Here is a 21,608-nt window from a genome sequence, read left to right on the forward strand (position 1 = left end):
ACCCCGGTCAGCACTCAGGTCACTGACGAGCCAGGTACCCCGGGCAACCCAGGCGGCAACAACGAAGGCGATCTGGTCAAAGTCACCATCACGGCCGACCAGACCTCGGTGGCGGAAAACGTCAAACCGACCTTCACGGTGCACGTGAACCAGCCGCTGGACCACGATCTGGTCGTGACCCTGAGCAACAACGCCCAGGTCACCATCAAGGCTGGCGACACCAGCGCGCCATACGAGCATGCTGCACAGGGTGACGACGTCTACAAGGACGCCGGCGAAATCAGTGTTGGCATCAAGTCGGCTGTGGACGCTACCGGTGCGACCTTCGAAAATCTGGAGTTGGGCGGCGCTGCGAAAGTGGACGTCACCGACACCACCGACGAAGTGATCGCGAAGCTGACCGCTACCCCTTCGGTCACTGAAGGCGGCGAGATCACTTACACCATCACGCTGACCAACAAAGACGGCCTGTTGATCAACAACCACGGCGCCCTGACCTTCACGCTGAGCGACGGCAAAACCGTCATCACCGTACCGGCCAACGGCACCAGCGGTTCGATCACCGTCACCGCTCCGGACAACGTATACGTCGGTGCCAACCCAGCGGTGGTCAACGCCATCGCGACCGTTGCAGGCGCTGATGTCGACAAGTTCGAGAAGCTGACCCTGGATAAAACCGAGGTCAAGACTACTGTCACCGACGAGCCAGGCACTCCGGGCAACCCAGGCGGCAACAACGAAGGCGACCTGGTCAAGGTCACCATCACGGCTGATCAGACCTCGGTGGCCGAGAACGTCAAACCGACCTTCACTGTGCACATCAACCAGCCACTGGACCACGATCTGGTCGTGACCCTGAGCAACAATGCCCAGGTCACCATCAAGGCCGGCGACACCAGCGCGCCGTACGAGCACGCTGCACAAGGCGATGACGTCTACAAAGACGCTGGCGAGATCAGCCTGGGCATCAAGTCCGCTGTGGACGTTGACGGCCGTACCTTCGAGAACCTGGAGCTGGGCGGCGCTGCGAAAGTAGACGTCACCGACACCACCGATGAAGTGATCGCGAAGCTGACCGCTACACCTTCGGTTACCGAAGGCGGCGAGATCACCTACACCATCACGCTGACCAACAAAGACGGTCTGCTGATCAACAACCACGGTGCATTGACCTTCACGCTGAGCGACGGCAAAACCGTCATCACCGTACCGGCCAATGGCACCAGCGGTTCGATCACTGTCACCGCACCGGACAACGTCTACGTCGGCAGCAACCCAGCGGTGGTCAACGCCATCGCGACCGTTGCAGGCGCTGACGTCGACAAGTTCGAGAAGTTGACCCTGGATAAAACCCCGGTCAGCACTCAGGTCACTGATGAGCCAGGTACTCCGGGCAACCCAGGCGGCAACAACGAGGGCGACTTGGTCAAAGTCACCATCACGGCTGACCAGACCTCGGTAGCCGAGAACGTCAAACCGACGTTCACCGTGCACATCAACCAGCCACTGGACCACGATCTGGTCGTGACCCTGAGCAACAATGCTCAAGTCACCATCAAGGCCGGCGACACCAGCGCGCCGTACGAGCATGCGGCACAAGGCGACGACGTCTACAAAGACGCTGGCGAAATCAGCCTGGGCATCAAGTCGGCAGCCGATATCGACGGCCGTACCTTCGAGAACCTGGAGTTGGGCGGCTCGGCCAAGGTCGATGTGACCGACACCACCGATGAAGTGATCGCGAAGCTGACCGCTACCCCTTCGGTCACCGAAGGTGGCGAGATCACCTACACCATCACCCTGACCAACAAAGACGGTCTGCTGATCAACAACCATGGCGCCCTGACCTTCACGCTGAGCGACGGTAAAACCGTCATCACCGTACCGGCCAATGGCACCAGCGGCTCGATCACAGTCACCGCTCCGGACAACGTCTACGTTGGCAGCAACCCAGCAGTGGTCAACGCCATCGCGACCGTTGCGGGCGCTGACGTCGACAAGTTCGAGAAGCTGACCCTGGATAAAACCCCGGTCAGCACTCAGGTCACTGACGAGCCAGGTACCCCGGGCAACCCAGGCGGCAACAACGAAGGCGATCTGGTCAAAGTCACCATCACGGCCGACCAGACCTCGGTGGCGGAAAACGTCAAACCGACCTTCACGGTACTGACCGCCACCCCTTCGGTCACCGAAGGCGGCGAAATCACCTACACCATCACCCTGACCAACAAAGACGGTCTGCTGATCAACAACCACGGCGCCCTGACCTTCACGCTGAGCGACGGCAAAACCGTCATCACCGTACCGGCCAATGGCACCAGCGGCTCGATCACTGTGACTGCTCCGGACAACGTCTACGTCGGCAGCAACCCTGCAGTGGTCAACGCCATCGCGACCGTTGCAGGCGCTGACGTCGACAAGTTCGAGAAGTTGACCCTGGATAAAACCCCGGTCAGCACCACCGTTACTGACGAGCCAGGCACTCCGGGCAACCCAGGCGGCAACAACGAAGGTGACTTGGTCAAAGTCACCATCACCGCCGACCAGACCTCGGTGGCCGAGAACGTCAAACCGACCTTCACCGTGCACATCAACACCGCCCTGGCCAACGACCTGGTCGTGACCCTGAGCAACAACGCCCAGGTCACCATCAAGGCCGGCCAGACCAGCGCGCCGTACGAGCACGCTGCACAAGGCGACGACGTCTACAAAGACGCCGGTGAAATCAGCCTGGGTATCAAGTCGGCAGCCGACATCGGCGGCCGTACCTTCGAAAACCTGCAGCTGGGCGACGCGGCGAAGGTCAATGTCACCGACACCAACGACGAAGTCATCGCGAAACTGACGGCGACCTCGTCGGTCACCGAAGGCGGCGTGATCACCTACACCGTGACCCTTACCAACAAAGACGGCCTGCCAATCGACAAGCACGGTGCGCTGACCTTTACCCTGGACGATGGCAAAACCACCATCACCATCCCGGCTAACGGTACAACCGGCACTGCTACGGTCACTGCTCCGGACAACGTCTACACCGGCACCAACGCGCCGGTAGTCAAGGCTATCCAGTCGGTGACTGGCGCTGACGTCGGCAAGTTCGAGCAACTGACCCTGGACAAGACCCCGGTCAGCACCGCGGTCACCGACGAGCCAGGTTCGGGCACTCCGGGCACCGGCAACCAGGGCGACCTGGTGCTGGTCACCATCACCGCCGACCAGACCTCGGTGGCCGAGAACGTCAAACCGACCTTCACCGTGCACATCAACACCGCCCTGGCCAATGACCTGGTCGTGACCCTGAGCAACAACGCCCAGGTCACCATCAAAGCCGGCCAGACCAGCGCGCCGTACGAGCACGCTGCACAAGGTGACGACGTCTACAAAGATGCCGGTGAAATCAGCCTGGGCATCAAGTCGGCAGCCGATATCGGCGGCCGTACCTTCGAGAACCTGCAGCTGGGCGACGCGGCGAAGGTCAACGTCACCGACACCAACGACGAAGTCATCGCGAAACTGACTGCGACCTCGTCGGTCACCGAAGGCGGCGTTATCACCTACACCGTGACGCTGACCAACAAGGACGGCCTGCCGATCAACAACCACTCGGCGCTGACCTTCACGCTGAACGATGGCAAGACCACCATCACCGTGCCGGCCAACGGCACCGTGGGTACTGCCACCGTGACTGCCCCGGACAACGTCTATGTCGGTGCGAACGACCCTGTGATCAAGTCGATCGCTTCGGTCAGCGGCACTGATGTTGGCAAGTTCGAGCAACTGACCCTGGACAAGACCTCGGTCAGCACCACCGTGACCGACGAGCCAGGCTCTGGTACCCCAGGCACCGGCAACCAAGGTGACGTCACCACGGTCGGCATCACCGGCACCACTTCGCTGACCGAGGGCGAAACCGGCCAGTACACGCTGACCCTGAGCAACGCCTCCAAGGCCGAAGTCACCATCACCCTGAGCTACAGCGGCACCGCCAAAAACGGTGAGGACTTCAACGGTGTCACCACCGTGAAGATCCCGGCCAATAGCACAGGTACGACGTTCAACATCGCGACCATCGACGACAAGCTGGTCGAAGGTACCGAGAACTTCGTGGTGAAAATCGAAACTGCCACCGGTGGCAACTTCGAGAACCTGCAGGTCGACAGCAGCAAGTCGAGCGTAACTACCACCATCCTCGACAACGACCACCTGCCGGTTTCGCCTGGCGGCGCGGTATTTGGCGTGGAAGACACCGACTACGTGTTCGCCTGGGGTGATTTCAAAGTCACCGATGCCGATGGCAACACCGGTCTGTCGGTGACCATTACCTCGATCCCTGGCGCCGGCAGCCTGCAATTCTTCAACGGTACTGCATGGGTGAATGTGACCGTTGGCCAAGTGGTCAGCCAGGCTGACATCACTGCCAATAAACTGAAGTTCGTCCCGTCCCTCAACGAGTCGGGTTCGGACAACTACGGTGGCAATGGCGTCGGTAACCAGAAGGCCGACTACGCGCAGTTCAAGTTCAAGCCGAACGATGGCACCAACCTGGGCAGCGAAGTGACCATGAAGGTCGATATCAGCCCGGTTGCCGACAAGCCAACCCTGAGCTTCGGCAGCGCCGATATCGACTCCAAAGGCCTGACCAAGGAAGTCTGGACGACCCTGAAAAACCTGGGTACCGGCGGTAACGGCATTACCGGTGAAGAGCTGAAGACAGTATTTGCCAACTCTGGCAACGCCAACTCCAGCAGCACCACCAACAACGTGCAGTCCGATGCAAGCGTTGCAGGTGGCAGCGGCTCGAAAACGTCGGGCCTGATCTACCTGGAAGCCGGCAAAACCTACACCTTCAGCGGTATTGCTGACGACAGCTTCGTGGTCACCATTGGTGGCAAGACTGTGGTCACCGCCACCTGGGGTGCCGGTGGCCAGGTTTCGGGCACCTTCACCCCGAATACCAGCGGCTACTACCCGATCGAGGTCTACCACGCCAACCAGTCCGGTCCAGGCAGCTACGACCTGAACATCCAGGTAGGCTCGGGTGCTGTCACTGACCTGAGCAGCTCGAACGTCAAGATGTATCAGAACGTGACCGAGATGGCCAACGCTGGCCTGGGCGTGTCCGACCTGCACACCGTGAATGGTCAGAGCTACTACGACGGCTACAAGCTGAACGAAGGGCCGGAAGGTGGCTCGGTGAAACTGGTCGGTATTACCACTGCCCTGACCGACACCGACGGTTCCGAAACCCTGAACGTGTCCCTCAGCGGCATTCCGAAAGGCACTGTACTCAGTGATGGTGCAGGCCATACGGTCACCGTAGGCAGCACTCCGGTGGATGTGACCGGCTGGAAACTCAGCGGCCTGACCCTGACTCCGCCGGCCTATTACAAAGGCTCGTTCGACATCACTGTCACCTCGACTGCCACCGAAAGCCTGGGCGGTTCGGCCATCACCACCGGCAACATCCCGGTGACGGTGTACGCCGCAACCTACAAGGCCAGCGTGGGTACCTCGGGCAACGACACCATGACCGGCAGCGAAGGCAACGACATCATCGTCGCCGACGTGTCGGGCTTGAATGTGGTTGCTGGCAAGAACTACAACATTGCCTTCATGGTCGATAGCTCGGGCAGCATGAGCGACGATTCGGTTGCTTCGGCCAAGGCCCAGCTGGCGTCTGTGTTCAAGACACTCCAGGCGAGCCTGGGCTCCGACACCTCCGGGACCGTGAACATCTTCTTGGTAGACTTCGACACCCAGGTCAACAAGAACGTGACGGTGAACCTGAACGATACCGATGCCCTGAGCAAGTTGCAGACGGTACTGGACTCGATGGTGGGCGGTTCTCGCTACGGCGGTGGTACCAACTACGAAGACGCCTTCAAGACCACGTCCAACTTCTTCAAGAGCACTGTGGCCTTGAGCAACTCGGGTGCGGAGAACCTCACCTACTTCATCACTGATGGCAAGCCGACTTACTACCAGAGCGGGGAAAACACCAACCCTCGCCTGTGGAGCAATGGCAAGTATCTGGATGACGTGGTCAACGTCAACAATTACAAGATTGGCGAAACCTTCAGCGCCTGGGCCGACAGTACGCACAAGGTCGACATCAGCAGTAACGGAACCATTACCGTCTCTACCTACAGGAGTAATGGCAGGCTCGACTCGACCAAGGAGATCGGGACGATCCATGCGCAGGGTGATGGTACCTACGAGACCTCCAGCCTGGACGGTACTGGGTACGCTGACTACTGGAACTATTACTACTCGGCGGCAGGTTCCACTGCGAGCTTTACCGTACTGGGTGACAAAGCTAACGGCCTGAGCAAGGTGCAGGCGATTGGCCTGAACAGCGATGTCACGCTGAACGACCTGAAAGCGTACGATACCGCAGGCAACCCCAAGACCAACATCGACCCGTCCGATCTGGCCAAGGCGATTCTCGGCCACTCCGAGGCGACCCTGCCAGGTGCAGACACCATCGATGGCGGCAACGGCAACGACATCATCTTCGGTGACCTGATCACCCTCAACGGTGTCGTCAGCGAGGGCTACCAGGCCCTGCAGGCGTACGTTGCGCAGAAGAGCGGCGTCGAGGCCAGTGCTGTTACCACCAGCAACGTGCATCAGTACATCACCGAGCACTACACCGAGTTCGATATCTCCGGTGCCAACGATGGCAAGGACTTCTTGTCCGGCGGCAATGGCAACGACATCCTCTTCGGCCAAGGTGGTGATGACACGCTCGACGGTGGCAAAGGCAACGACATCCTGCTGGGCGGTAGCGGCAAGGACATCCTGATCGGTGGCCAGGGCGACGATATCCTGATCGGTGGCAGTGGTGCCGACACCTTCGTGTGGAAGGCTGGTGACATTGGCAACGATGTGATCAAAGACTTCAAGGTGGCTGAAAAAGACAAGATCGACCTGAGCGATCTGCTTCAAGGCGAGAAAGGCAGCACCATCGACAATTACCTGAAACTCACCACGGTGGACGGCACGACGACGCTGCAGGTCAGCAGCGAAGGCAAGCTCAACGCTGCTGGCGGTCTGGCAAATGCCGATGTGACCATCAAGCTCGAAGGGGTGAACTGGTCCAACACCACGGTCAACTCGTTGATCAGCGGTGCTGACCCGACCATCATCATCCACAACAAAGACAGCTGATGCGCTAGCGGGCTGCTCTGCAGCCCAATCGCCCATCACTGGCTGACACTGGTCCGTTGTAGGAGCGGCCTTGTGTCGCGATCGGGCCGCGCAGCGGCCCCACGGTTTCAGCAGCAATGCCGAGATCGCCGGGGCCGCTGTGCGGCCCGATCGCGACACAAGGCCGCTCCTACAGGGATCGCGTTAGGCAGGCAGGGCCATTACCGGCTCTTTCCCGCAACCCCCACCACAGCGCATACTCTTGCGCCGGGCCTGCGCGCCCGGCGATCTTTGCCTATGCTGCTGTCTACCAACAAGGAATCAACGTGACGAGGGACACCGCCATGTTCTACGTGCAACGCGACGCCACCGGCCAGTTGCTGCGGGTAGAAGCAGCCGCTTTTGACCAGTTCACCGAAATGCTCCCCGCTGACCATGCCGAGATCCAGGAATGGTTTGCCGACGACGTCGTGGAAAACAGCCTCAACCAGCTCAAGCAAAGCGACCTGGACATGATTCGCGTGCTTGAGGACCTGATCGATGTGCTGACCGCCAAAGGTGTATTCAAGATCACCGACCTGCCGCCAGGTGCCCAGGCTAAACTGCTTAACCGCTCTACGGCGCGCAAGGCGCTCAGCAGCTTGAACAACCTGATCGATGAAGAAGAGCAGGGCGGGTTGATCTGATCGCAGGGCGAGTAGAACTCCGTGATATGTATATTCCTTAAAGGTATTTAAAATATCTCCCTTATGACTTTATAGTCACTCTCACTGCGTACCCGTCGACCAATCGATGTGCCGCACGACTTGAACCCACACGGGAAAACCCCGTGCGTTTCTGATCGTTGCGCGCCGTTGAAGTCGCGCACTGCGTGGGAGTGATAAATGTCAGCCGCCTCGAACGCCTTGTCGACCATCGACAGCGCCCAGCCGCAAGTTTTCGAAATCCGCCCGTTCTCCGGTGCCGTAGGCGCCGAGATCATCGGCCTGGACCTGGCCAAACCGGTCAACGCCAAGGATTTCGCCCGTATCCATCGCGCCCACCTCGACCACCATGTGCTGGTGTTCCGCGACCAGCGCATCAGCCCGGAACAGCAGGTTGCCTTCAGCCGCCGCTTTGGTGAGTTGCAGATCCATGTGCTCAAGCAGTTCCTGCTTACAGGCCACCCCGAGATCCTGATCGTTTCCAACATCATCGAAAACGGCCAGAACATCGGCCTGGGTGATGCCGGCAAGTTCTGGCACTCCGACCTGTCCTACAAAACGCTGCCCAGCCTCGGTTCCATGCTGCATGCCCAGGAACTGCCCAGCGAAGGCGGCGACACGCTGTTCGCCGATATGCACAAAGCCTGGGACGCCGTACCCGACGCCCTGCGCAAAGTGGTCGAGGGCCGCAGTGCTGCCCACTCCTACACTGCCCGTTACGCCGAAACCAAATTCGAAGGCAACTGGCGCCCGAACCTGACCGCCGAGCAATTAGCGCAGGTACAGGAAGTTATCCACCCGGTGGTCCGCACCCACCCGGAAAACGGCCGCAAGGCACTGTTTGTCAGTGAAGGCTTCACCACCCGCATCGTCGGCCTGCCAGACGATGAAAGCCGCGACGTGCTGCAGCAGCTGTACGCCCTGAGCGTGCTGGAGCAGAACATCTACCGGCACCAATGGCAGCCCCACGACCTGGTGTTCTGGGACAACCGCTCGCTGATCCATCTGGCCGCCGGCTGCCCCACACACCTGCGCCGCAAGCTGTACCGCACCACCATCCAGGGCGACGCCCCGTTCTGACGACTGAGGAAATCATCATGCGCAAATCCATCAGCCGCCTGGCGGCAAGCATCGGCCTGGGCGCAAGCCTGGTCGTTGGCAGCCTGGCTGCCCCTGCAGTGGCCCAGGCCGAAGGCAAAATCCGCATTGCCGAACAGTTCGGCATCGTTTACCTGCTGCTGAACGTGGTGCGTGACCAGCACCTGATCGAAAAGCACGGCAAGGAGCACGGCATCGACATCGAAGTCGACTGGGCCCAGCTGTCGGGTGGCTCGGCCATCAACGACGCACTGCTGTCCGGTTCGGTAGACATCGCCGGCGCGGGTGTCGGCCCGCTGCTTACGGTGTGGGACCGCACCAAGGGTCGGCAGAACGTGAAGGCCGTGGCCTCGCTGGGTAACTTCCCGTACTACCTGGTCAGCAGCAACCCCAACGTCAAGACCATTGCCGACATCTCCAACAAAGACCGCATCGCCGTGCCAGCGGTCGGTGTTTCGGTGCAGTCGCGCTTCCTGCAGTACGCCGCCGCCCAGCAGTGGGGCGACAAGGAATACAACCGCCTGGACAAATACACCCTCGCCGTACCGCACCCCGATGCCACCGCCGCGCTGCTGGCCGGCGGTACCGAGCTGAACGGGCACTTCTCCAACCCGCCGTTCCAGGACCAGGTACTGGCCAACAAGGACGTGCATGTGGTGCTCAACAGCTATGACCTGCTCGGCCCCAACTCGCCGACCTTGCTGTTTGCCACCGAGAAATTCCGCCAGGACAACCCTAAAACCTACAAGGCCTTCGTTGACGCCCTGGCCGAAGCCGCAGACTTTGCCCAGAAAGACAAGGCAGCTGCCGCCGACACTTACATCCGCGTGACCAAGGCCAAGATCGACCGCGACGCGTTGATCAAGCTGATCGACAACCCGCAGTACGAATTCACCGTCACACCAAAGAACACCTACAAGCTGGCCGATTTTCTCTATCGGGTAGGCGCCATCAAGCACAAGCCGGAATCGTGGAAGGACTACTTCTTCCAGGATGAACGCCCGCTGCAGGGGAGCTGATCGATCATGACCGCCCCATTGCCAGGCCACACGGCCAGCAACCTGAGCCGTGTCGCAACGCCGCCTTTGCTCAAGGTGGATAACCTCAGCCTCGAATACCGCACTGCGCAGCGCGTGGTGCGGGCCACCCACCAGGTCAGCTTCGAAGTCGACCGGGCCGACCGCTTTGTGCTGCTCGGCCCCTCAGGCTGCGGCAAGTCCACCTTGCTCAAGGCCGTCGCCGGTTTCATCCCGCCGCAGGAAGGGCAGATTCTGCTGCAGGGCCAGGCGGTCCGTGGCCCAGGCCCCGACCGCATCGTGGTGTTTCAGGAGTTCGACCAGCTGCCGCCGTGGAAAACGGTAAAGCAGAACGTCATGTTCCCGCTGCTGGTGTCTGGCCAGCTCAAGCGCGCCGAAGCCGAAGAGCGGGCGCTGCATTACCTGGAAAAGGTCGGCCTGGCCGCATTCGCCGATGCCTATCCGCACACCTTGTCGGGCGGCATGAAGGCACGCGTGGCGATTGCCCGGGCCCTGGCCACACAGCCAAAGATCCTGTTGATGGATGAGCCGTTCGCCGCCCTTGATGCGCTGACCCGGCGCAAGATGCAGGAAGAGCTGTTGCTGCTGTGGGAGGAAGTGCGGTTCACCCTGCTGTTCGTGACCCACTCCATCGAGGAAGCGCTGGTGGTCGGCAACCGCATCCTGCTGCTGTCTCCCCACCCGGGGCGGGTACGGGCCGAAGTGCACAGCCATCAGTACGACCTGGGCAGCCTGGGTGGCAGCGACTTCCAGGCCAGTGCCCGGCGTATCCACCGTCTGCTGTTTGACGAGGCGGATACCCCGGAACAGCCTGACGACCTTGCCTTCAACGATATTCGCATCGCTTACTGACAGGACTTCAGCCATGACCACTACACCTGTACGCCAGGAATACGAGGTGCAGCTGCAGCCCCTGCTCAGTGTGCCTCTGGAACGACAACTGCCGTTGGCCCAGCGCCTGTGGCAACAAGGCTGGCTACGCAAGGCGGTTATCCTGCTGGTGATCGCTGTGCTGTGGGAGGCCGTCGCCCGCTATCAGGACAACGACCTGCTATTGCCGAGCTTTTTGCAAACCGCCGCCGCCCTGTGGGACGGCATGATCAGCGGGGAACTGCCGGCCAAGGTTGGCGTTTCGCTGGTGATCCTGCTCAAGGGTTATGTCCTGGGCATCGTCCTGGCATTCGGCCTGACCAGCCTGGCGGTTTCGACCCAGATGGGCCGCGACCTGCTGGGCACGTTAACCTCGATGTTCAACCCGCTGCCGGCCATTGCCCTGCTGCCGCTGGCCTTGCTGTGGTTCGGGCTGGGCGACAACAGCCTGATCTTCGTGCTGGTGCATTCGGTGCTGTGGGCCTTGGCGCTGAATACCTACGCGGGCTTTCTTGGCGTGTCGGAAACACTGCGCATGGCGGGCCGCAACTATGGCCTGAAAGGGCTGCGGCTGGTGCTGCACATCCTCGTGCCGGCGGCCTTGCCGTCGATCCTGTCGGGGCTGAAGATCGGCTGGGCCTTTGCCTGGCGCACCCTGATTGCCGCCGAACTGGTGTTTGGTGCCAGCAGCGGTAAAGGCGGGCTGGGCTGGTACATCTTCCAGAACCGCAACGAGCTGTATACCGACAAGGTATTTGCCGGGTTGGCGGTGGTGATCCTGATCGGTTTGCTGGTGGAAGGGTTGGTGTTCAACACCCTGGAGCGGCTGACCGTGCGGCGTTGGGGGATGCAGCGCTGACCTGTACCGGCCCTATCGCCGGCAAGCCAGCTCCCACAGGTACTCCACAGGTCGTGAGGCTTGTGGCTTTCCTGTGGGAGCTGGCTTGCCGGCGATAGGGCCAATACAGGCTATCAACTCAGGTACTGAGCTGCCGCATTGCTCAGGATCTTGCCAATCTCCTCTCGCAATCCGCCAGGCTGCTCCACCACCAACCCATCCCCATGGCTCAGCAGCCACCAACGCAACGGCCAGCCGTCACTCACCGTGGCCCGCAACCGATGCCCATGTTCCAGCGCCGTCAGCTGCATGTCGCTGCTCAACGGCGCATCGCGCAACTGCCGTGCCAGTGCATCGCTGATCCGCGCCACCAGCTCCACGCCCTCGCCCTTCGCCGGTTGCAACGCATCCCCCCGCAGGTGCGTCAGCAAGTCGAAGTTACCGCGCAACTCGCCCACCGCACTCGCCGACCAGTGCCAGCCGAACGGGATGCTCTTGTCATTGCGCTCCAGCGGGAAGATCAGCGACAGCTCATTGAGGTCGCGCTCGACAGTGCGTTTGCTGACCGTGAAGCCCACATCGCGCAGGCCCCAGACCAGCTCCGCGCTGGTAATGCCGGGGGAGCGATTGGGCAGCTGGCGCAGCAGCGCCCACTGTCGGCTGAGGGTGGCGCGAGTGGTGGCGAACGGCAAAATGTAACGTCCTTGTCTAGGCTTGCCGCAACAGGATGGCGGCACGCGTGCTGTATGGCAATTGGCCACAGCCTGCTCAGATCAAGGAACTCGCATTTGGTTGCCATGTGCCGATTCGTTCGCGACAGGTTTTGACGTGACGTCACGCAGAATCACGCCTCATCACAGCCGAAGGTTGAGGTTGTGCGTCGTTCAATGAGGATGAACATGTCTGCTGCCAGCAATATCCATTCGCTGCTTGCCCGCCTTCTTCCCGAGCGGGTCATTGCGCCACCGGCCCCTGTCGGCAGGCGACAGCGGCTGTTTGCCGGTGTGGGTTTGCCCAGCCAGCGCTCGATGCTGGTCAACCGCCTGGATGAGGCCAGCGACCTGCAGGCGGTGTATGCCGACCTGCGCCGCCAGGCGTTGCTAGGCAGCGTGGCGGCACTCAACGACCTCGGCTGGATCTGGCTCAACGGCAAGTACTGGCGTGCCGATACTGTTCTGGCCGGCCACCTGCTGCGCATGGCGGCCCTGCAGGGCAATGCCGGCGCCTGGTTCAACCTTGGGCAGCAGCATTATTTTGGCAAAGGCATCGACCCTTCCTACGTGCAGGCGGCTGAGTGCTACCGGCAGGCCTTCGAACGGGGCATGCTCCACGCGGCCGCAGCATTGGGCGACCTGTATGAGGAGGAGGTGTGCGATGGCGACCTGGACTGGCAGGTCGACCTGGTTCAGGCCTATCAGTGGTTCATGCGTGGGGCAGAGCGGGGTGAAGCACGTTGTCGCTTTGAGGTGGGTTACCGGCTGATGCACGGGCTGTATGTAGAAGCCGACCTCAAGGCCGCGCTGTACTGGCTGGAGCTGGCGGCAGCGGCGGGGGTGGTGCAGGCGGCAGAGGAACTGGCGGTGCATTTCAGCAGCCGCGACGCGTTGCGTTACCAGGAGTGGCGGGACCGGGCGGTGCAGATGGGCAGCACATTGGCCTTGACCATGAAGCTGGAAGACCAGATTCAGTCCTGATCTTTTGTAGCCTGAGCCGGCCTCTTCGCGGGCACGCCCGCTCCCACAGGAAAACCACAAGCCTCAGAATTTGTGGAGCACCTGTGGGAGCGGGCGTGCCCGCGAAGAGGCCGGCACAGGCTAAAAAATGAACAACATTTAACCCAGGCTATCCGTCAGCCCCTGTTGACGACAGGGGGAGGGCAAGGCGTATATTGATAGTTAGCAAACTATGAATATCCTTGGTTCTCTTAATGTCCCTTGATCTCCTGCGCCTGCAAGTCAGCAGTGGCATGGTGGTTGCCGCCCGTCATTGGCGGCGCATCTGCCATACCGCCCTGACCGGTTACGGCATTTCCGAAGCCTGCGCTGCGCCGCTGCTGATGATCGTGCGCCTGGGCGACGGGGTGCACCAGGTGGCCGTGGCCCAGGCTGCCGGCCTGGAAAGCCCGTCGTTGGTGCGCCTGCTCGACCAACTGTGCAAGGCTGGCCTGGTGTGCCGCAGCGAGGACCCACTGGACCGTCGCGCCAAAGCCTTGAGCCTGACCGCCGAAGGCCGCGCCTTGGCCGAGGCCATCGAAGCCGAGCTGGTGCGCCTGCGCCGCGATGTGCTCAACGGTATCGACCAGTCCGACCTGGAAGCCACCTTGCGCGTGCTGCGCGCCTTCGAAGCCGCCGGCCTGGGCAGTACGGGCGGGGTGGCATGAACGGCTTCTTCAGCTCGGTACCCCCGGCCCGCGACTGGTTCTACGGCGCGCGTACCTTCGCCGCCTCCATGATCGCCTTGTACATCGCGTTGCTCATGCAGCTGCCGCGCCCCTACTGGGCCATGGCCACGGTGTACATCGTCTCCAGCCCCTTCGTCGGCCCAACCAGTTCCAAGGCGCTGTACCGCGCAGTGGGCACGCTGCTGGGTGCCGGTGGCGCGATTTTCCTGGTGCCGCCGCTGGTGCAGTCGCCGTTGCTGCTGAGCATCGCCATCGCCTTGTGGACCGGCACCTTGCTGTTCCTGTCGCTGAACCTGCGCACGGCCAACAATTACGTGCTGATGCTGGCTGGCTATACCCTGCCGATGATCGCCCTGGCGGTGGTCGACAACCCACTGGCGGTGTTCGACGTGGCCTCCTCCCGTGCCCAGGAAATTTGCCTGGGAATCGTCTGCGCAGCAGTGGTCGGCGCCATTTTCTGGCCACGCCGGCTGGCCCCTGTGGTGGTCGGCGCCACCGGTAACTGGTTCACCGAAGCGATCCGCTACAGCGACACCTACCTGGCCCGCGAGGCCAGCGCCGACAAGGTCGGCGGCATGCGCGGGGCGATGGTCGCCACTTTCAACTCGCTGGAGCTGATGATCGGCCAGCTAGGCCACGAAGGTGCTGGCCCACATACGCTGAAGAACGCCCGCGAGCTGCGTGGGCGGATGATTCACCTGCTGCCGGTCATCGACGCGCTCGACGACGCCCTGGTGGCCCTGGAAGGCCGCGCTCCGGCCCAGTTCGCCCAGCTTCAACCCGTGCTTGAAACCGCCCGCGAATGGCTAAAAGGCACTGCTGACAGCGCTTCGGTAACGCGCTGGACCGCGCTGCACGAGCAGATCGATCGCCTGCAGCCCGGTGCCGCCGCCCTTGACCAGCGCGCCGAGCTGCTGTTGTCCAACGCCCTGTACCGTCTGACCGAGTGGGCCGACTTGTGGCAGGACTGCTGCACCCTGCAGCACGCCTTGCGTACCGACGATGCCAAGCCTTGGCGCGCGGTGTACCGCCACTGGCGCCTGGGCCGCCTGACGGCGTTCTTCGACCGTGGCCTGATGCTGTACTCGGTGGCCTCCACCGTACTGGCGATTGTGGTCGCCTGCGGCCTGTGGATCGGCCTGGGCTGGAACGACGGCGCCAGCGCAGTCATCCTTGCCGCCGTGTCGTGCAGCTTCTTCGCCGCCATGGACGACCCTGCGCCGCAAATCTACCGGTTCTTCTTCTGGACGCTGATGTCGGTCATCTTCTCCAGCCTGTACCTGTTCCTGGTGCTGCCCAACCTGCACGATTTCCCGATGCTGGTGCTGGCGTTTGCCGTGCCGTTCATCTGCATCGGTACCCTGACCGTGCAGCCGCGTTTCTATCTGGGCACCTTGCTGACCATCGTCAACACCTCGACCTTCATCAGCATCCAGGGTGCCTACGACGCCGACTTCTTCACCTTCCTCAACGCCAACCTGGCCGGCCCCGTAGGCCTGTTGTTCGCGTTCATCTGGACCCTGGTGATGCGCCCGTTCGGCGTAGAGCTGGCGGCCAAGCGCATGACCCGCTTCGCCTGGCGCGACATCGTCGAAATGACCGAGCCGGCGACCTTGGCCGAGCAGCGCCAGGTGGGCGTGCAGATGCTCGACCGCCTGATGCAGCACCTGCCGCGCCTGTCGCAAACCGGCCAGGACAGCGGCGTGGCACTGCGTGACCTGCGTGTGGGGCTGAACCTGCTCGACCTGCTGGCCTATATGCCGCGCGCCGGGCAGCAGGCCCGCGAGCGCCTGCACACGGTGGTCGAGGAAGTTGGCGCGCACTACGCCGCCTGCCTGCGTGCAGGTGAACGGCTGCATGCCCCGGCCGCGCTGCTGCGCAACATGGAGCGTGCACGCCTGGCGCTGAACCTGGATGAGCTGTACGAGCGCGGCGATGCCCGCACCCACCTGTTGCATGCCCTCAGCGGCTTGCGGCTGGCGCTGTTGCCGGGCGTGGAAGTGATGCTCGAACCCGCCGAACAACCGCAACTGCCTCCTGGCCTCGACGGAGCGCCCCTGTGATTGGTGAACTGGATATCAGCGGGGTGTTCCTACCCACGCTGCTGGTGATGATGTTGGGCACCTACCTGTTGTTCCTGGGGGTGCACGCGGTGCTGGTGCGCCTGCATTTCTACCGCCTGGTCTGGCACCGGGCGTTGTTCAACGTTGCTCTGTATGCCGTGCTGCTTGGCGCGGTGGACCACTTTTGCCGAAACCTGATGCTGACATGAAAAAACCTTTGCTGACCTTGGGCCGTGTGGTCCTGACCTTGCTGGTAGTGACCTTCGCCGCCGTGCTCGTGTGGCAGATGGTGGTGTACTACATGTTTGCCCCCTGGACCCGCGACGGCCACATCCGCGCCGACGTGATCCAGATCGCCCCCGATGTGTCGGGGTTGATCCAGAAGGTCGAGGTGCGCGACAACCAGACCGTAAAACGCGGTGACGTGCTGTTCACCATCGACCAGGACCGCTTCACCCTGGCCCTGCGCCAGGCCAAGGCCACCCTGGGCGAGCGCCAGGAGACCCTGGCCCAGGCCTCGCGCGAGGCGCAGCGCAACCGCAAGCTGGGCAACCTGGTGGCCGCCGAGCAGCTGGAAGAAAGCCAGTCCCGCGAGGCCCGCGCCCGCTCGGCTGTCAGCGAGGCGCAGGTGGCGGTCGACTCCGCCCAGCTCAACCTCGACCGTTCGGTGGTGCGTAGCCCGGTGGACGGCTACCTCAACGACCGCGCCCCACGTAACCACGAATTCGTCACTGCCGGCCGCCCGGTGCTGTCGGTGGTCGACAGCACCTCGTACCACGTCGATGGCTATTTCGAAGAAACCAAGCTGGGCGGCATCCACATCGGCGACGCCGTGGACATCCGCGTGATGGGCGACAACACTCGCCTGCGCGGCCATGTGCAGAGCTTTGCTGCCGGTATCGAAGACCGCGACCGCAGCAGTGGCGCCAACTTGCTGCCCAACGTCAACCCGGCGTTCAGCTGGGTGCGCCTGGCCCAGCGCATTCCGGTGCGCATCGCCTTCGATGAAGTGCCGCAAGACTTCCGCATGATTGCCGGGCGCACCGCCACGGTGTCGATCATCGAGGGCCAGCGCCCATGAAACAGCTGATCCTGGCCGGCCTGTGCCTGTCGTTGGGGGCCTGCATGATGGTCGGGCCCGACTATGAGGTGCCAAAGGACGCGGCGGTGCAACGCAACGACCTGAATGGCCCGCTGCGCCAGGATGCCGACAGCGTGGTTTCGGCGCCGGTGCCCGAGGACTGGTGGCAGCTGTATCAGGATCAGCGGCTGAACGAGCTGGTGCGTCAGGCCCTGAGTGCCAACACCGAACTGCGCGTGGCGGCGGCCAACATCGCCAAGGCCCGGGCCCAGGTGGAAGTGGCCGAATCGCAAGGTGGCTTCAACGGCGGTGTCAAACTTGGCGCCCAGCGCCTGCAGGAGTCGGGCGAAGCCTTCCTGCTGCCGGAAAAAGTGCCGGTGGCCAACATCGGCGAGGCCATCATCAGTGCCTCGTACCAGTTCGACCTGTGGGGCACCTTCAAGCGCGGCACTGAGGCTGCCAAGGCCAATGCCGACGCGGTGCAGGCCGCTGCCGATACCGCCCGCATTACCCTGGTGGCGGATGTGGTCAAGGCCTATACCCAGGTGTGCTCGGCCAACGAGGAACTCCACATCGCACGTGAGTCGCTCGACCTGCAGGAACAGAGCGTGACGCTCAACCAGCGCCTGCGCGATGCCGGCCGCGGTGATGAAACCCAGGTCACCCGTTCACAGACCCAGTTCAAATCCTTGCGTGCCGAACTGCCCCGCTTCAAGGCTGAGCGAGAAACCGGCATGTACACCCTGGCGGCGTTGCTCGCCAAGCCGGTGGACAAGTTGCCTGCCGGGACTGCCGATTGTGCCGAACTGCCGCACCTGAACCAGCTGGTGCCGGTGGGTGATGGCGCCGCCCTGCTCAAGCGCCGCCCCGACGTGCGCCAGGCCGAACGCCAGCTGGCTGCAGCCACCGCGTACATCGGCGTTGCCACCGGCGCGCTGTACCCGGACATCAGCATTGGTGCCCAGGTCGGCACCATCGGTATTCTCGAAAACCTTGGCGAGCCTGCGACCAACCGTTGGGGCTTCGGCCCGCAGGTCAGCTGGAGCATCCCCACCAACGGCACCCGTGCGCGCATTCGCATGGCCGAAGCCTCTACCCAGGCGGCGTTGGCCAACTTCGATGGTGTGGTGCTGAACGCCATACGCGAAACCCAGACCCGCCTGGCGCAGTACAGCGCCCTGCTGGACCGGCGCGATGCGCTGGCCGAGGCGGAAAAGTCGGCCAAGGAAGCAGCAGACCAGACCCACCGGTATTACCAAGCAGGGCGAGAATCGTTCCTGGCGGACTTGCAGGCGACGCGCACTTACACCGTCATGCGTGCGCAACTGGCAGCAGCCAATAGTCAGGTAGCCATGGGACAGATTGGGGTGTTTCTGGCGTTGGGTGGGGGCTGGAAGGCCGGTACGGCTGACCAGTCACGCCCATAGTTCTACTAGTTACTTGACCGTTTAAGAGTTCGTCATGCTCCGCCTGACTTAACAGGCAGGTGGAACATGGAAAAAGTTACGTGTGGTATCTCTGATTGCATCGTGGAAGGGCAGGCTGGCCCTTTTTGTGCAAAGTCCAGCTACGCGCCTTACGGGTTCGATGCTACCCAGCCAGTCGGGGTGCCGGGCTTCAATGGACAGCCTCGTGACCGGGTGACCGGGTGTTATCTACTAGGCGCCGGCTACCGGGCCTTCAACCCTGTGCTGATGCGCTTCAATAGCCCGGACAGCTGGAGCCCGTTCGGCGAAGGCGGTTGGAATAGCTATGCCTATGTGTCGTGTGACCCCATCAACCACAGTGATCCAACGGGGCATATTAAGTACCCTCAGCGACCACTGTCGCTGCAGATACCCCCCAAACAGGCATTGAATTCGCCACCCGGATCGCACAGTGCTCCTGTTTTAGCGTCACCCTCGCCGAGTCGGCCGCCATCGAGTGCGTCAAGCTCCTCCGGAGGGCGCGCACCCAGCAGTGGGCAGTACAGTTCTCAAATATCGTGGAGCTCCAGCGCATCTTCAGGCTCCAGCAAGGGGTGGGCATTAGACAAATCCAACGCCACCTTCAAAGAGCTGACCAAGTCCGAACAGAAAGTATTTGATGTTTTCCAGAACGCCATACACCACTTTGGCATGTCTCCCAAAGACGCTTCAATGTTGGCGGGTGCCAGTAACTATAAATTGCTGCCCAACAATAAAGTCGACAATTTCCAGATTCGCCTCGGCCAAGGGCAGCGGGTATCAGGTGAAATCGAAGGTAAGACAGCGATCATTCGTCAGGTAGGTGGGCATACATGACACCGCCGGCGATCCGAGGGCAAAGCCACCGGCCTGTCCATCCCGCTTCATCAGATTTGTAGCAAGATTTTTCATGAAATCCGCCCAGCACCCTTGAGGGAAGCCAAGTCGGAGTGAACAATGTTCTCTTTCGCATTCCCTTCGAGACTGGCCATGAAAACCCGTTCCCGTCTGTTCGCCTGGCTGCCGGCTATTTTGCTCGGCCCGGTGCTGGCGCTGTGCAGCACCTTGGCGCTGGCCGAGTCCCCCGCCGAGGCCGCCAAGGCCCTGCACCTGCTGGATTACATTGGTGCCGACTACCCGCCGACCGTGCAAGACGGCAAGGTGGTCGACGCTGGCGAATACCGCGAGCAACAGGAGTTCAGCGCGGTATTGGCCGAGCTGGTCAAAAGCCTGCCCGCAAATACCGAGCAAGGCGCTCTTGAGCAGGGCGTCCAGGCGTTGCGCCAGGCCATTGATCAGCGCCAGGAAGGCACGGCGGTCGCCAGGCAAGCCCGCCAACTGGGTGCGCGCCTGGCAGTCGCCTACGAGGTCAGCCAGGCCCCGGTGATCACCCCGGACCCGGCCCGTGGCGCGTCGCTGTACGCGCAAAACTGCTCGATCTGCCACGGCGACACCGGCGCAGGCGACGGCCCGGCAGGCGTGGGCCTGGAGCCTGCACCCGCCAACCTGCGCGATGTCGCACGCCTTGACCAGTTGAGCCTGTTCGACCTCTATAACACCCTGGCCTTGGGCATCGACGGTACCGAGATGCCGTCCTTCGCCGACCAGCTTGATGACCGCCAGCGGTGGGATGTGGCCGCCTACATCGCCAGCTTCACCGCCAACCCGGAAGCCGGCAAAGGCGACAAGACCTGGAACATCGCCGACCTGGCTCGGCAGACCCCGGCCGAAGTCGCCGCCAACGAAGGCAATGCGGTTGTAGACGCTTTCCGCGCCCAGCGCGCCCAGCCGCCGCAGGTAAAGCGTGGGCCGGCGCAATTGCTGGAATACACCGCTACCACTCTGGACAAGAGCCTGGCCGCCTACCGCGCAGGTGATCACGACCAGGCCTATGACTTGTCGGTAGCGGCTTATCTCGAAGGCTTCGAGCTGGTGGAAAGCTCGCTGGACAACATTGACGCCAATGCGCGCAAGGACACCGAAAAATCCCTGATGGCCTACCGCCAATCGCTGCAGGACGGGCTGTCCGTGGCCCAGGCCGAGCAGCGTCTGGCTGAAGCCAAAAGCAAGCTCGACCAGGCCGCCAAGCTGTTGGGCAGCGATGGCCTGAGCTGGTCGCTGAGCTATATCTCCGGTTTGCTGATCTTGCTGCGCGAAGGTCTTGAGGCGATTCTGGTACTGGCGGCGATCCTCGCCTTCCTGCGCAACACCGGGCAGCAGTCGGCGGTCCGCAGCGTCAACATCGGTTGGGGCTTGGCGCTGGTTGCCGGCTTCGCCACCTGGGCGCTGGCGGCCTATGTGATCGATGTGGGCGGCGCCCAGCGCGAGCTGCTGGAAGGCTGCACGGCATTGTTTGCTGCGGTGATGGTGTTGTGGCTCGGCGTGTGGATGCATGACCGCCGTCATGCCGCCGCCTGGCAGAACTACATCAAGAGCAGCCTGGTCAGCGGCGGCGGGCGTTTCGGCTTCGCCCTGCTGGCGTTTTTCTCGGTGTACCGCGAACTGTTCGAAGTGATCCTGTTCTACGAAACCCTGTGGCTGCAGGCAGGCCCTGCCGGGCACCAGGCGGTGCTGGCGGGTGGCGCCACGGCGCTGGTGCTGTTGGTGGGGTTGGCCTGGGTGATCCTGCGGGGCTCTGCGAAGCTGCCGCTTTCGCTGTTCTTCAGCATCAACGCCGCGTTGCTGTGTGCGCTGTCGGTGGTGTTCGCCGGGCATGGCGTGAAGGCGCTGCAAGAGGCCGGGGTGCTGGGCACACGGCCGGTGGCGTTCTTCGAGTTCGACTGGCTGGGGATTCACGCTGATGCCTACTCGCTGTCGGCACAGGCGGTGGCCTTGCTGGCCATCGTGTTTCTGTACGGGCGCTCGTGGCTGACGGAAAAACGCAGGGCTACGGCCAACTGATCGGGGCCTGCGCGGTCTCTG

At 62.3% G+C, this 21,608-nt stretch carries 14 protein-coding genes and 1 pseudogene; 14 read left to right on the forward strand and 1 reads right to left on the reverse strand.

What is annotated here, in order from left to right:
• From AK81_RS24085 to AK81_RS24110, 6 genes are all read left to right on the forward strand, one after another.
• The coding region (locus tag AK81_RS24085; protein WP_043203229.1) for an immunoglobulin-like domain-containing protein at positions 1-7,170 on the forward strand (7,170 nt) is incomplete at its 5' end.
• A gap of 323 nt (positions 7,171-7,493) precedes the next feature.
• Entirely contained in the window at positions 7,494-7,835 is a 342-nt protein-coding gene (locus AK81_RS24090) for a hypothetical protein (RefSeq protein WP_043203231.1), read from the forward strand.
• A gap of 198 nt (positions 7,836-8,033) precedes the next feature.
• Positions 8,034-8,933: a TauD/TfdA dioxygenase family protein gene (locus AK81_RS24095; protein WP_043203233.1), complete on the forward strand. Its 900-nt coding sequence runs from the start codon at positions 8,034-8,036 to the stop codon at positions 8,931-8,933.
• A 17-nt stretch (positions 8,934-8,950) separates the two neighbouring features.
• Positions 8,951-9,970 (forward strand): ABC transporter substrate-binding protein, encoded by a 1,020-nt coding sequence (locus tag AK81_RS24100; RefSeq protein ID WP_043203235.1) that lies wholly within the window; start codon positions 8,951-8,953, stop codon positions 9,968-9,970.
• 6 nt (positions 9,971-9,976) lie between these two features.
• Positions 9,977-10,840: an ABC transporter ATP-binding protein gene (locus AK81_RS24105; RefSeq protein WP_043203237.1), complete on the forward strand. Its 864-nt coding sequence runs from the start codon at positions 9,977-9,979 to the stop codon at positions 10,838-10,840.
• A gap of 13 nt (positions 10,841-10,853) precedes the next feature.
• Entirely contained in the window at positions 10,854-11,717 is an 864-nt protein-coding gene (locus AK81_RS24110; protein WP_043203238.1) for an ABC transporter permease, read from the forward strand.
• A gap of 113 nt (positions 11,718-11,830) precedes the next feature.
• On the opposite strand, the gene AK81_RS24115 is transcribed toward AK81_RS24110, so the two are convergent.
• Positions 11,831-12,388, reverse strand: coding sequence for a WYL domain-containing protein (locus AK81_RS24115; RefSeq protein WP_043203240.1), 558 nt, complete (start codon positions 12,386-12,388; stop codon positions 11,831-11,833).
• Positions 12,389-12,595: 207 nt separating this feature from the next.
• Between AK81_RS24115 and AK81_RS24120 the strand changes: the two genes are divergently transcribed.
• From AK81_RS24120 to AK81_RS24150, 8 genes and pseudogenes are all read left to right on the forward strand, one after another.
• Positions 12,596-13,390 carry a tetratricopeptide repeat protein gene (locus AK81_RS24120; RefSeq protein WP_043203242.1) on the forward strand — a complete coding sequence of 265 codons (795 nt, stop codon included), beginning with the start codon at positions 12,596-12,598 and terminating at the stop codon, positions 13,388-13,390.
• A 233-nt stretch (positions 13,391-13,623) separates the two neighbouring features.
• Complete coding sequence (locus tag AK81_RS24125) at positions 13,624-14,076, forward strand: MarR family winged helix-turn-helix transcriptional regulator (RefSeq protein WP_043203243.1); 453 nt, start codon at positions 13,624-13,626, stop codon at positions 14,074-14,076.
• Positions 14,073-16,160 (forward strand): FUSC family protein, encoded by a 2,088-nt coding sequence (locus tag AK81_RS24130; RefSeq protein ID WP_043203245.1) that lies wholly within the window; start codon positions 14,073-14,075, stop codon positions 16,158-16,160. Before AK81_RS24125 ends, AK81_RS24130 begins: the two co-directional genes overlap by 4 nt.
• The gene (locus AK81_RS24135) at positions 16,157-16,369 is read left to right on the forward strand and encodes a DUF1656 domain-containing protein (protein ID WP_043203248.1); all 213 of its coding nucleotides are present in this window, start codon (positions 16,157-16,159) and stop codon (positions 16,367-16,369) included. Before AK81_RS24130 ends, AK81_RS24135 begins: the two co-directional genes overlap by 4 nt.
• A complete protein-coding gene (locus AK81_RS24140; protein ID WP_043203249.1) occupies positions 16,366-17,241 on the forward strand; it encodes an efflux RND transporter periplasmic adaptor subunit in 876 nt (291 codons plus the stop codon). Before AK81_RS24135 ends, AK81_RS24140 begins: the two co-directional genes overlap by 4 nt.
• Positions 17,238-18,668 (forward strand): efflux transporter outer membrane subunit, encoded by a 1,431-nt coding sequence (locus AK81_RS24145; RefSeq protein ID WP_043203251.1) that lies wholly within the window; start codon positions 17,238-17,240, stop codon positions 18,666-18,668. Before AK81_RS24140 ends, AK81_RS24145 begins: the two co-directional genes overlap by 4 nt.
• Positions 18,669-18,806: 138 nt before the next feature.
• Positions 18,807-19,046: pseudogene (locus tag AK81_RS30900) on the forward strand (RHS repeat-associated core domain-containing protein); the annotation flags it as partial.
• A 597-nt stretch (positions 19,047-19,643) separates the two neighbouring features.
• Positions 19,644-21,587 carry an FTR1 family protein gene (locus AK81_RS24150; protein WP_043203253.1) on the forward strand — a complete coding sequence of 648 codons (1,944 nt, stop codon included), beginning with the start codon at positions 19,644-19,646 and terminating at the stop codon, positions 21,585-21,587.
• The last annotated feature ends 21 nt before the right edge of the window (positions 21,588-21,608 follow it).

Source organism: Pseudomonas putida W15Oct28 (assembly GCF_000708715.2).
Lineage (GTDB): Bacteria > Pseudomonadota > Gammaproteobacteria > Pseudomonadales > Pseudomonadaceae > Aquipseudomonas > Aquipseudomonas putida_R.

Bases quoted from the DNA above. Each gene is read 5' to 3' on its own strand.
- AK81_RS24090 (WP_043203231.1), top strand. From the start codon at position 7,494: ATGTTCTACGTGCAACGCGACGCCACCGGCCAGTTGCTGCGGGTAGAA.
- AK81_RS24095 (WP_043203233.1), top strand. From the start codon at position 8,034: ATGTCAGCCGCCTCGAACGCCTTGTCGACCATCGACAGCGCCCAGCCG.
- AK81_RS24100 (WP_043203235.1), top strand. From the start codon at position 8,951: ATGCGCAAATCCATCAGCCGCCTGGCGGCAAGCATCGGCCTGGGCGCA.
- AK81_RS24105 (WP_043203237.1), top strand. From the start codon at position 9,977: ATGACCGCCCCATTGCCAGGCCACACGGCCAGCAACCTGAGCCGTGTC.
- AK81_RS24110 (WP_043203238.1), top strand. From the start codon at position 10,854: ATGACCACTACACCTGTACGCCAGGAATACGAGGTGCAGCTGCAGCCC.
- AK81_RS24120 (WP_043203242.1), top strand. From the start codon at position 12,596: ATGTCTGCTGCCAGCAATATCCATTCGCTGCTTGCCCGCCTTCTTCCC.
- AK81_RS24125 (WP_043203243.1), top strand. From the start codon at position 13,624: ATGTCCCTTGATCTCCTGCGCCTGCAAGTCAGCAGTGGCATGGTGGTT.
- AK81_RS24130 (WP_043203245.1), top strand. From the start codon at position 14,073: ATGAACGGCTTCTTCAGCTCGGTACCCCCGGCCCGCGACTGGTTCTAC.
- AK81_RS24140 (WP_043203249.1), top strand. From the start codon at position 16,366: ATGAAAAAACCTTTGCTGACCTTGGGCCGTGTGGTCCTGACCTTGCTG.
- AK81_RS24145 (WP_043203251.1), top strand. From the start codon at position 17,238: ATGAAACAGCTGATCCTGGCCGGCCTGTGCCTGTCGTTGGGGGCCTGC.
- AK81_RS24150 (WP_043203253.1), top strand. From the start codon at position 19,644: ATGTTCTCTTTCGCATTCCCTTCGAGACTGGCCATGAAAACCCGTTCC.